The following is a 12,512-nucleotide window of genomic DNA, read 5'->3' as shown; positions in this document are numbered from 1 at the left end:
CTTTCGGTGCAATCATCGCACACGTTCACGGCTGGGTCCGCGGTGTTCGACGAATACAATCTCGTGTCGGCGGCCGGGCTGGTCCCGGTCCTCGAACTCGCCGAACAAGCCGGCCTGTCGGAGCTGATCGACACCCATGTCGACCTCGCCTCCACGCGGGTGGCCTCGGGTGCCGCGAACCCGGCAGGGAAACTCACCTCGATCATCGCCGGGATGTGTACCGGAGCGGACAGCATCGACGACGTGGACACGATCCGCGCCGGCGGCACCCCGATTCTCTTCGACCAGGTGTACGCCCCGTCGACATTGGGGATCTTCCTGCGCGAGTTCACCTTCGGGCACAGTCTGCAGCTCGGGGCGGTGCTGCGCCGGCACCTGATCGCCCTCGCCGCCCGCACCCCGCTGCTGCCCGGCATCGCCGGCCGAGCCTTCCTCGACATCGACTCACTGCTGCGGCCGGTCTACGGGCACCAGAAACAGGGAGCGTCCTACGGGCACGCGAAAATCGCCGGCCGGGCCCTGCTCCGCAAGGGCCTGTCCCCGCTGGTCACGACCCTGTCCACCGCGAACAGCGCCCCGGTGATCGCGGAGATGCGGCTGCGCGCCGGCAAGACCGGATCCGGCCGCGGCGCCGCCTCCCAACTGCGCTCGGCAATCAGCACCACCCGCGCCTGCGGCGCGACGGGCAAGATCATGGTCCGCGGCGATTCGGCGTTCGGCAACAAGGCCGTCATCGGCGCCGCGGTCGCCGCCGGCATCGAATTCTCCCTGGTGATGACCCGAAATCCGCGGATCACCCGGGCCATCGAGAGCATCGACGAGCACGAGTGGACGCCGGTGCACTATCCCGGTGCGGTGACCGACCCCGACACCGGGGAGCTGATCTCCGACGCCGAGGTCGCCGAGGTCGAGTACACGGCGTTCTCCGGACGCCACAAGGTCACCGCCCGCCTGATCGTGCGCCGGGTCAAGGACGCCAACCACCCGGATGCGTTGTTCCCGATATGGCGGCATCACCCGTTCTTCACCAATTCCGACCTGCCCACCGTCGACGCCGACATCATCCACCGCAAACACGCGATCGTGGAAACGGTGTTCGCGGACCTGATCGACGGACCACTCGCTCACATCCCGTCGGGGCGTTTCGGCGCGAACAGCGCCTGGGTGCTCTGCGCGGCGATCGCTCACAATCTGCTGCGCGCCGCCGGCACCCTCGCCGGCGGCCGCCACGCCGTCGCCCGGGGTGCCACGCTGCGCCGGCACTTGGTCAACGTCCCCGCCCGATTCGCCCGGCCAGCACGCAAACCCGTACTCCACCTACCCGCGCACTGGCCCCGACAAGCGGACTGGACAACCCTCTGGGACAACATCATCGACTACGAACCGCCACAAGCGGCCTGACCCCAACACCCCGGCCACACGGCCCCGACCCAGGAACACCCAACGTGGACGAGCTGACAACCCGGTCAGCAGATCAGCCACGCCCGAACGCCGTCGCCCATCGGCATCAGCAAATAGATCGACCCGAAAATCACCGAGATCACCGATCCGTCGGGTGGCCCGGGGGAATCGCACCCCCGGGCTCCCACAGATCCCGGCGTGACAGTCTCCCGTCACCGGGCTCTTGTCATTCTGGTCACCAGACAGACGAGACGGATGGAACCCATTTCCAGTGCGCGAACATGCGGGGATACCGTGCGGTGATCCCCTGCCAGCACTCGATGGCTTTCTTCTCAGCCCGCAGCCGACGATATTTCTTGCGGATCCACCGCACCAAGTAGGCGTTGATGCGTGAGAGGACTTGATACAGGGCAGAGCGGTGAAACGCCCCGTAGTACTGCATCCATCCCCGCACGATCGGATTGATGCGTTGCGCGAGGTCGGCGAAGGCGTGACCGGTGCGGGTGTGCAGCCGCCAGGACCGCACCGCCGCACCGATCTTCTTCACAGCGTCCTTGCTGATCGCGGGCAAGAACGCGCTGAAGTGCTGCCCGTGCTTGTTCCGCGCCCTGCGCTGGCGGAACGTGAACCCCAGGAACGTGAACGACGTGTGCTCATACGAGCCGCGCCGCGTGCCGTCCTGGCAGTAGACGATCCGTGTCTTGTCGGGATGCAGACGCAACCCGACCTGTCCCATCCTGTCGCCGATCGCGGCCAGCACCCGCTTCGCTTGATGCTCGCTGGCGCAATGCACCACCGCATCGTCGACATAGCGTTCGAACGCGATACCCGGGAACTCCCGGGCCATCCACGCATCGAACGCATAGTGCAGGAACAGATTAGCCAGTACAGGCGAAACCGCAGAACCCTGCGGGGTCCCCCGGTCTCGTTGTTGCAAGACCCCGTCGGCCCGCTGCAGCGGCGCTTGGAGCCACCGCTTCACATACAGCAGAACCCACGGTTGGTCGGTGTTCGCTTCCACCGCTTTGACGATGAACTCCCAAGGCACGGTGTCGAAGAACTTCTCGATATCGAGGTCGATGACCCAGTTGCTCTTCCAGCACCGTTTCCGACACGCTCCCACCGCATCGAGCGCCGACCGGCCCGGGCGGTAGCCGTAGGAGTCGGGATGGAAGATCGGTTCGACCCTCGCCTCCAACCGCCTGGCCACCACCGTTTGAGCGACGCGATCGGCCACAGTGGGCACCCCTAGAATTCGGATTCCCGCGTCGTGCGGCTTCGGTATCTCCACCGCCAACACCGGAGGCGGAAAGTAACTCCCCGAGGACATCCGATTCCAGACCTGATAGAGATTGTTCTTCAGGTCCTTCTCGAACTCCTCGATCGAGCACCCGTCCACTCCCGGCGCACCCTTGTTCGTTCTCACCTTCTCCCACGCCTCGCGCACTTCCCACTTCGAAATCTCGAATGACTTGCCTGGCGATGTCAGCTCGCCCATGCGACTCCTCCCGGAACATGCCGGTTGATCGAGTGAACAAACCACGAATGACCTGGCCCCTTGGCTCCACCGCCACCGCGTCAAGCAGCGGTTTCACAGCTACTACGGGCCAGTCCGCCGGCGCGGACCCGCATCGGTACTCGATCCCTCACGGTTTCAGCCGCTCGGAACACTCCCTATCACCCATCCCTGAACCTTGGGGATGGGCAGTATCGGGCCACGCCTTCTCACGTTCCACGCAAGAGCGGCAGATCGGGCTCACGTCGCCTGATGCCGGACACCGCCTGGCCAGTAAGCGGGACTCCCGCCAGACTCCTCCCGGGGCTATCCGTATACCCCGGTTTTGATGTCATCCGAACCTGTTACGACATTTCATCGGCTGTAACGCTCGTCTTCCCGATCCCTGCCTGACGCATCTCGTGCGCCTTTTCCCACATCGCTCACCACGACGGTCTTCAGCCAACGCAGCAGTGGGCGGCTTGAAGCCCTCCCCCGCAGGACGGCTCCGAGGGGCCATACACCCTCATCTCTTACGCAGCACCGTTTCTGGAAGCTCTTCCTACATCAAGCTCCTTTCAACGTTCGTGACACACACGGATTGAGGCTAAACGACGCCGACTGCGATGCCTACCTCGCCGCTCTCGCGGGCAACGTCAACGCCTACCGCGCGGTGGCGGCCATGAACCGCCCCGGCGCTGGACACGCGGGAGGCAGATCGCAGCTGGCATGAACCGGCCGACAACCCGCTCAGTGCCTGGTATGTCCAGTGTCGCATGCAGACCCGCGCCGACGGGCCACTGGCCGGGCGCACGGTCGCCCTCGAGGACAGCGTGTGCCTGGCCGGGGTGCCGATGATGCACGGGGCCGCAATGCTACGCGGATTCATCCCGACCCAGGACGCCACCGTCGTGACCTGGTTGCTCGACGCCGGCGCGGTCATCGCCGGCAAGGCCCATTGCGAAGGCTTCTCGTTCTCCGGCGGCTCGCACACCTGTGCTGCTGGCCCCGTGCGGAATCCGCACAACCACCAGCGCAGCTCGGGCGGATCCTCCTCCGGCTGCGGTGCGCTCGTCGTCGCCGGCGAGGTGGACATGGCGCTAGCCGGGGACCAGGGCGGCTCGATCCGCATGCCCGCCTCATGGTCGGGTGCCTATGGACTCAAACCCACCCACGGCCTCGTCCCCTACACCGCACCAGTGGAGGCCACCTTCGACCACGCGGGCCCGATCACCGCGAACGTGGCCGACAACGCGCTGATGCGCGAGGTCCTCCCCGGTGAGGACGAGCTCGACCCCCGCCAGCGCAATCCGATCACCCACCCCCTATCGGCAGGCACTGACCGGCGAGTGGGCCGGCCTTCGGGTCGGGTACTCCGCGAGGGATTCGGCACGGCGGCCTCCGAACCCGATGTCGATGCCGCCGTCCGGGCCGCTGCCGACTCGTTGCATCGACTCGGCGCCACGGTCGAGGAGATCTCTGTACCGGCACATGCCCTCGGACCCGACATCGTCGCCCCGATCATTCTGGAAGGCGCACCGCCGCAGCTGATGTTCGAGGCAGGGCTCACTGCCAACTGGCACCACCACGGCACCGGCCTCCTCGACGCCACACGAGGTTGGCGCGACCACGCCGACGACTTCAGCGAATCGGTGAAGATCACCATGATCGGCGGCGCCCTGTTCCGCCGCCGATACGGCGGCCAGCTCTACAGCAAGGCGCTCAACCTGGTGCGCACCCTACGCGGCGCCTACGACGAGGCGCTCGGTCGCCACGACCTCCTGTTGTTGCCGACCATGCCGATGAAGGCGACACCGCTCCCGTCGGAGGACTCTCCCCGCGAGGTGATCACCCACCGAGCCGTCAACACCTGCCCCTTCAACGCCACGGGCCACCCCGCCATGTCCGTTCCCCGTGCCCTTCGTGACGGTCTTCCGGTCGGCATGATGCTCGTCGGGCGACACTTCGACGAACGATCTATCGCGCGGCGCACGCCTACGAACAGGCCCAGGACTGGACCACCCAGTAACCCGCGCGACATCCGAACTGCCACACCACCGGTAGCCCGTCCGCGCGGCCTCGGTCGAACCGCGTCCCGGTCAGCGCCACGTCACGACCTGCGGGGGCCCGGCACGGCCATCGTCGCGCTTCCCGAGACAGTGGCCCTCTCTAGCCCGTGCGCGCACCAGATCCCTGGGCTGGATCACTTTCCTCCCGTTTCAAGGTTGCCGGACTCACCAGAAGAGGATACTGTTTAGTGATGTTTCGCACATTTGATGCGCGATATCGGATCATTACCTCGTAATCAATGCCCTGAACCGTGCCGTAGGGGCCGACCGATGTGCCATCTCCTACCGGCGACCGGGTCGAGTCCGGTCAGACGGGTCGAGCGGACGGCGTGGGCGGGCGAGCGAGTTCGGCCCCAATCGGCAGCCGACCCACCGCGCCACGACACCGAGAGGACACCTTGCACACAAATAGTTCGGCCTTCCGCACCACACGTCCCACCGCCGTAGGCCGGATCGCGGCGGGCACCGGGACCGCCCCCTCGTTCTTGCCGAGCGCGACGCGTGTGGACGTTGTCGCTCCGTGCGCTCAGAGCATCGACAAGGGGCGCACGGCCCGTCGACGCGGTGAGTGAATACACGCGCGATGCGCCGGCGCCGGCGCCGGACCACGAAATCGACGGACGACGGCCCGCACCGCAAGCACAACGACGCGACCGCCCACGAAATTACACGCCCCACCCCAATCCTCAATCCCCGACCGCTGGGAGTCCTGCATGAATCCCCAACAGCCCCGACAGATCACTGAAGCTGCACCATCGCGCGACGAGTCCGCTCGGGCGGCCAGCCGGCACGCACAGCTCCGCAAGGTGGCCCTGTCAAGCCTCCTGGGAACCGTCATCGAGTACTACGACTTCCTGCTGTACAGCACCATGGCCGCGTTGGTGTTCGGGCGGTTGTTCTTTCCGTCCTCGAACCCGGCCCTATCAACCATTGCAGCGTTCGGCACCCTCGCTGCCGGCTATGTCGCACGACCGCTCGGAGGACTTCTGTTCGGGCACTTCGGCGACCGGCTCGGCCGGAAGTCGATGCTGATGGTGACGATGATGTTAATGGGGGTCGCCAGCTTCCTCATCGGAGTCCTCCCCACCTACGGGTCGATCGGCGTCCTGGCACCGGTCCTCCTCGTGGTGCTGCGGGTGGTGCAGGGTATCGCGGTCGGGGGCGAGTGGGGTGGAGCCGCACTCATGGTCGCCGAGCACGCCGACGCCCGACGCCGCGGCACGTGGACCGGGATCATGCAACTCGGATCCCCGATCGGCATGCTGTTCTCGACCCTGGCGGTCACCCTGGTCAGTCTGCTGCCGGACGGAAGCTTCTACTCATGGGGCTGGCGGCTGCCCTTCCTGGTGAGCGCAGTGCTGCTGCTAATCGGGCTCTACGTTCGAGTGAGTGTGGCCGAAAGTCCGGTGTTCGAGGAGGCGGCGGAGAAGGCGAAGCCCGGCGCGCAGGCCAAGGCGCCCGTGCTGCAGATCCTGCGAGAGCCCCGCTCGCTCATCCTGGCCTGCGCGGTAGGAATTGGGCCGTTCGCGTTGACCGCCCTGATCAATTCCCAAATCATCGCCTACGCCACCGGCATCGGCTACGGCCAGGCCGAGGTGATGCGGGCGCTGCTGTTCACTTCGGTGGTCTCACTGATCTGCATTCCCCTGCTGTCCGCGCTCTCGGACCGGGTGGGACGGCGCGCGGTGAGCCTGGTGGGGGCGGTCGGTGCCGTCTTGTTCGCCCTCCCACTGTATGCGCTCATCAATACCGGTTCCCTCGTCGTGATGATAGCTGGTCTGATGTTCGCGCAACTGCTACAGAACCTCATGTATGCCCCTCTCGCGCCGCTGCTTTCAGAAATGTTCGGAACCGGCGTTCGCTACACCGGGGTGTCTCTGGGCTATCAGTTGGCCAGCCTGATCGGGGCCGGTTTCACACCCTTGATCGCGAGCAGCCTCCTCGCGATGTCCGGGGGGTCGAGCCTGCCGCTGAGCGTCATCATTGCGGTAACGGCCGTCGTCACCATCGTCGCGATGTGCCAAATAGTCGAACCCCGCGGACGCGATCTCACCACCGATCCACTCTGAAACCCTGTCCCGAAACATAATCCGCGAATCATCACGACTGTCGCGTCCGGGAAGCCCATCCGCGAGCGTGTGAGACCACGGCACGTGAGGACCATCAACTGCACGCTCGCGAACTATGCCGAACACTCACACGCAGCAGACCCCTGATGCCTACGCACCAATTCCTCTCGGATGACGCGACCCGGTCCGTTCTCACCGTCGGAAATCGGAACACCTGTTCGAGGTTGGGTGTGGTAAGACCACTCCGCCTGCTCCCGCACCTCGCATATGAATCACGTGCACAGAAACAACACACACCACCATCAGGAACAGCGATGAACACCGACCACCCGCTCCACACCGCCGCCGTCCAGACGAGCCACCGGGCCGCAATCGACGGTCAGCTACGGAGTTACCAACGTCGAAAGCTCCGGGAGAGGCTGGCACGACAGAATCCGCACCGCCTCACCGGCGAGGCGGCAGAAATTCTTCGGTTTGCTCTGATCTGGGCGCCATACGGCGGAGCACCTGCCGAGGAAGTCTTCCAGAAATTTGGCATGGCACCGCACCGATTTGTCGACAAGCTCTGGCAGACAGTAGAAGAAGCCGGATACGACGTGAGGATAACCCGCGAATTCGCGGCCGTGTACACGACGGTCAGCAGCAGACCTTAACGCTGACCAATTACCTCTGGCGTATTCTGCGCCTTACCCACTGGTGGTGACGCTTGTACAACTCGACAGACACCAATACCGCAACACACATTACCGGCGACATTGCTCGCCGTCCGGCCATCGGACCGAAACGGTCGACCGCCCGCTGGGTCGGGATCCTGGCGATCCTGCTGTTGCTCACCGAGCAGGCCGCGCTCGCCTTCGGGTTGTTCGCCCCGGCACTACCGGCCATCGCCGAGCGGTTCCGGACCACCCACGTGGTCTGGGTGATGACTGCACTCGTGCTCTCAGCTGCGGTCTCCTCCCCCATCCTTGGCAAACTCGCCGACATCTACGGCAAGAAGCGCATCCTGGTGATCACCGCAGGCATCGCCAGCCTGGGTGCAATGGTTTCTGCAGTCGCGCCAACCTTCCCGATCTTGATCGCCGGTCGGTTCCTCGCCGGCGTCGGATTCGCCTTCACCGCGCTCGGCTATTCCCTCATTCGAGACATCTTCCCTTCACGACTGCAACCGCTTTCAATCAGTCTCGCGAACACCGGGGTGGGCATCGTCACGGTCGTCGCGCCACTGACGTCCGGTCTGCTAATCGATCGTATCGGCGTCGGCGCGGTGTTCTGGTTCTCCTTCGCGCTCTGCGCTGTCGGCGGGATCCTGGCACTCCTGTTCGTGCCGGAGACACCGATCCGAGCCAAGGCGTCGGTTGACTGGCTGGGTGCGCTGCTCCTGACGCTGGGGCTGTTCACTCTGATGCTCGGCCTCTCGCGGGGCGGCATCTGGCAGTGGACCGATCACCGCACCGTCGCGTGCTTCGCCACCGCCATCGTCAGCCTCACCGGCTGGGTGGTCTGGGAACGACGGTGCGTCGAGCCGCTACTCAGCCTCGACACGATCGCGAACCGGAAAGTCGGCCTGGCCCTACTGTCCGGTGGCATCGCTTACGGTGCAACGACTCTCATCTCGAGCATGCTGCCGATGTTCTTGCACACCCCGCCCGATAAGGTGTCCTACGGGTTCGGGTTGTCCGTCACCGAGATGGCCTGGTGGATGCTCCCCGGCGGGACACTGATCGTTCTCGGCGGCATCTTCGTCGGGCTCACCGCGAACAGTATCGGATTCCGCCGGCACCTGATCCTCGGCGCCACCCTGATCGGTGTCGGGGCGCTAGTGCTGGCGTCGCTGCCCCGCACGGCCGCCGTCGTGATCGTGGCCTATGCGATCATCGGGTTCGGTTCGATGATCTACGCGGCAATCCCGAATCTGATCCTCAGCGGTCTACCCGCAGACGAACGCGGGGTGGGCGCCAACTTCACCGGCATGGCACAGGCACTCTCTGGAGGACTGCTCTCCACAATCGGGTTCGCAGTACTCGGTGCACATGTGCTACCAGTGGGCGAACACAGAGTGCTGTTGAGCGTCGCTCGGGGTGCCGAGCAGCGGGTAGGTGTTCGTCAGTGACGTTGCCGATCTGGGTGGCGGCGTGAGTGTGGGGTTGATCTTGGTGGTCTGCACCGTCAGTGTGACGAGGAACTGATGGGTGCACGGCGCCCCCGCTGAATTCTTGGCGGAGCTCACGGGGGCACCGTGCGTAGTGCGGAAGGCACTGATGGTCACGGTAGAGGTCGATCCTGTCCGCGTCGAGTCCCGGCTGTCGAGCGGAGAGATGTCCTGCCCGTCGTGCTCGGACGGGGTGTTGGCGGGGTGGGGTTTCGCCCGGTCCCGCCCGGTGGTGGGCGTAGTCACCCCGGTGCGCCCGCGACGAGCTCGCTGCCGGGGGTGCGCGGTGACGCACGTGCTGCTGCCGGTGACGTTGTTGCTGCGCAGGGCGTATCTCGCGGAGTTGATCTGGACGGCGTTGGTGGCGAAGGCCCGCGGGAGCGGGCATCGCCCGATCGCGCAGCGGTTGGGCATCCCGGGGTCGACGGTGCGCGGCTGGTTGCGGGCGGCGGCGGCCCGCGCGGATGCGGTGCGCATCTGGTTCCTCACGGTCGCGGTCACGGCGGGTGTCGATGTCACGGTGCCGAGGGCATCGGATTCCGTGTGGGGCGACGTCCTCGCCGCGGTGGACGCGGCGCGGACCGCGATCACCGCGCGCTTCGGGAGTGCCGCGGTCCTCGGCGCGGTGACGGCCGCGCAGGTCGCGGTCGCGGCCAGTGCTGGTCGGCTTCTCTCACCAGGATGGCCGCCGGCCCCGAGATCGGATTCTGCAACACCAGTTGACCCTGCCACAGAGGAGGGTGATGCGTCATCGTCGCGGGTGTGACTGCCCGGCAACAGGTTCGGGCAGCATGAGCACCGGACGAAGGGGAGAAACTCGTTGCCTACCGACGATGAGAAACGACGTGATCGAAGCCATGCGGTCGGGTTGTTCCGCTACCAACTGATCTGCCCGGCCCTCGATACCGGGTTGTCGACGAAGGCCCGGGGCCGGCTGGTGCGAGAGATCGCAAGCCGCGAACACACCGACCCGTTCGGGGCGAAGGTGAGGTATTCGCGGGACACCCTCGACCGCTGGATCCGCCGCTACCGGGCCGGCGGCTTCGAAGAATTGATTCCCTCCCCGCGGGCGCGGTCGCCGCGGACCGACACCGCCACCCTCGAGTTGGCTGCCGCGCTGAAACGGGAGAACCCGGCCCGCACCGCCGCCCAGGTCGGGCGGATTATGCGGGCCTCGGCCGGCTGGGCGCCGTCGGAATCGACGCTGCTGCGCCACTTTCACCGGCTGGAGTTGATCGGCCCCGCCGCCGGGGACTCCCCGCCGGTGTTCGGGCGGTTCGAGGCGGAGAACCCGAACGATCGGTGGACAGGGGACGCGCTGCACGGACCGAGGATCGGCGGCCGCAAAACGTATCTGTTCGCGTTCCTCGACGATCATTCCCGGTTGATCACCGGCTACCGGTTCGGGTTCTCCGAGGACACCGTCCGTCTCGGGGTCGCGTTGGAACCGGCGCTGGCGGCGCGCGGTGTCCCGGCATCGGTCTACGTCGACAACGGATCGGCGTTCGTCGATGCGTGGCTGCTGCGGGCATGCGCGAAACTCGGCATCCGGTTGGTGCATTCGACCCCGCACCGCCCGCAGGGCCGCGGGAAGATCGAACGGTTCTTCCGCACCATCCGGGAGCAGTTCCTCGTCGAGGTCGCCGACACCACCGCCGAGGACCTCACCGCCGCGGGTATCAATCACCGAACCGCATTGTTGGAGCTCAATCGGTTGCTGACCGGGTGGATCGAAACCGAATACCACCGGCGGACGCACTCGGAAACCGGGCAGAGTCCACTCGTGCGGTGGGAGGCCGGCTGGTCCCGGCTGGGGCGGACACCGGCGATGCCGACGGCCGCCGATCTGACCGAGGCGTTCCTGTGGTCGGAATATCGGACGGTGACCAAAACGGCGACGGTGTCGTTGCACGGCAACACCTACCAGGTCGATCATGCCCTGGTCGGGCGGAAGGTGGAGTTGGTGTTCTCTCCGTTCGACATGGAGACCGTCGAGGTCCGCTACCGCGACGCCTCCCACGGGCGGGCGGTGCCGCACACCATCACCCGGCACGTGCACCCGAAAGCCCGGCCCGAAACACCGGAACCGCCGGCACCGGTTGTCACGGGTATCGACTATCTGGCGTTGACGGCGCACCTGCACCACGAGCAGGTGCGCAGCGATCGGCGGATCGGGTATCACGCCCTATACGGACCCACCGACAACGACAACGACAACGGTGGCGGTGGGCAGATTCCCGGGCAGCTGAGCATCGACGACCTCACCGATAGTCTCGCCGACGGGTCCACCGATCACCACGGGCGGCCGGCATGAGTATCCAACGCCTGCAGTCGTACTACGGGTTCACGAGGATGCCGTTCGGCCGCGGTCTGGCACCGGCGATGTTGCACCGGCACCCCGGCCACGCCGAAGCCGTCGCTCGCATCTCCTGGTGCGTCGATCAACACGCGCTCGGGGTGATCACCGGGGAGGTCGGCGCCGGGAAAACCGTCGCCATCCGCGCCGCGACCTCCGCGTTGGACCCGGCCCGACACGTCGTGATCTACCTGCCGAACCCGTCGGTGGGGGTGCGGGGAATGCTGCATCACATCGTCACCGCACTGGGCCGGGTGCCGAGTTTCTACACCGCGACACTTGCGCCGCAAGCCGCCGAAGCACTGGCCGCCGAATACGCCGAGCGGGGCCGCACGCCCGTGGTCGTGATAGACGAGGCACATCTGCTCGACAACGCGCAGATGGAAGCGATCCGGATGCTGACCAACCACGACATGGATTCGGGATCGCCGTTCGCGGCACTGCTGGTCGGGCAGCCGACGCTACGGCACCGACTGCGGCTCGGAGTACTCGCCGCGCTGGACCAGCGGATCGCGGTGCGCTACGCGCTGGCCGGGATGAGCCCGCCGGATTCGGCGGACTACATCACCCATCACTGCAAGATCGCCGGCCGCACGGATCCGTTGTTCTCCGACGACGCGGTCACCCTAATTCACAATGCGGCACGGGGATATCCGCGGGCGGTGAACAACCTGGCGGTGCAGGCATTGACGGCGGCGTTCGCCGCGAAAGCATCCATCGTCGACGAGAAGTCCGCACGGGTGGCCGTCACCGAAAGTGGCCACGATTGAGTCACTGATCGTGCGACGTCACCACGCCGACGATGCCGTCACCATTCCGACGAAGGCCCTCCCCGCAACCGCGGGCAGGGCCCTTCTCATATCGGCATCACCGTCGTCGACAGTGACGCCATCGTCGGCACGTTCAGCGACGGACAACAAGTGCTCTACTCCGCGAGCGGATTCACTATCGCGTTTCTCGTCGCGGCAGGGTC

At 66.0% G+C, this 12,512-nt stretch carries 9 protein-coding genes; 8 read left to right on the top strand and 1 reads right to left on the bottom strand.

Annotated elements, in window-relative coordinates:
• Positions 1-6 precede the first annotated feature (6 nt).
• Positions 7-1,401 (top strand): IS1380 family transposase, encoded by a 1,395-nt coding sequence (locus CJ177_RS32065; RefSeq protein WP_095869458.1) that lies wholly within the window; start codon positions 7-9, stop codon positions 1,399-1,401.
• A gap of 235 nt (positions 1,402-1,636) precedes the next feature.
• Here CJ177_RS32065 and ltrA read toward each other — a convergent pair whose 3' ends face one another.
• A complete protein-coding gene (gene ltrA / locus CJ177_RS32060; protein WP_095869457.1) occupies positions 1,637-2,899 on the bottom strand; it encodes a group II intron reverse transcriptase/maturase in 1,263 nt (420 codons plus the stop codon).
• Positions 2,900-3,594: 695 nt separating this feature from the next.
• Here ltrA and CJ177_RS32055 point away from each other — a divergent pair.
• The 7 genes from CJ177_RS32055 to CJ177_RS32025 all read left to right on the top strand — a co-directional run bounded on the left by CJ177_RS32055 (position 3,595) and on the right by CJ177_RS32025 (position 12,309).
• Entirely contained in the window at positions 3,595-5,154 is a 1,560-nt protein-coding gene (locus tag CJ177_RS32055) for an amidase family protein (protein ID WP_306453412.1), read from the top strand.
• A gap of 524 nt (positions 5,155-5,678) precedes the next feature.
• A complete protein-coding gene (locus CJ177_RS32050; protein ID WP_095869455.1) occupies positions 5,679-7,034 on the top strand; it encodes an MFS transporter in 1,356 nt (451 codons plus the stop codon).
• Positions 7,035-7,348: 314 nt separating this feature from the next.
• Positions 7,349-7,687, top strand: a complete 339-nt coding sequence (locus CJ177_RS32045) for a hypothetical protein (RefSeq protein ID WP_095869454.1) — start codon at positions 7,349-7,351, stop codon at positions 7,685-7,687.
• Positions 7,688-7,740: 53 nt separating this feature from the next.
• Positions 7,741-9,144, top strand: coding sequence for an MFS transporter (locus CJ177_RS32040; RefSeq protein WP_257014766.1), 1,404 nt, complete (start codon positions 7,741-7,743; stop codon positions 9,142-9,144).
• Between the two features lie 148 nt (positions 9,145-9,292).
• Positions 9,293-9,949, top strand: coding sequence for a hypothetical protein (locus CJ177_RS32035; protein WP_095869536.1), 657 nt, complete (start codon positions 9,293-9,295; stop codon positions 9,947-9,949).
• Between the two features lie 54 nt (positions 9,950-10,003).
• A complete protein-coding gene (locus CJ177_RS32030) occupies positions 10,004-11,497 on the top strand; it encodes a DDE-type integrase/transposase/recombinase (RefSeq protein ID WP_095869453.1) in 1,494 nt (497 codons plus the stop codon).
• Entirely contained in the window at positions 11,494-12,309 is an 816-nt protein-coding gene (locus CJ177_RS32025; protein WP_061700505.1) for an ExeA family protein, read from the top strand. The genes CJ177_RS32030 and CJ177_RS32025 overlap by 4 nt, the downstream gene beginning before the upstream one ends.
• The last annotated feature ends 203 nt before the right edge of the window (positions 12,310-12,512 follow it).

It is taken from the genome of Rhodococcus sp. ACPA1, from assembly GCF_002300195.1.
Lineage (GTDB): Bacteria > Actinomycetota > Actinomycetes > Mycobacteriales > Mycobacteriaceae > Rhodococcus_F > Rhodococcus_F opacus.
The sequence above is the reverse complement of the archived record's forward strand: the minus strand, read 5'-3'. Positions and strand labels throughout refer to the sequence as shown.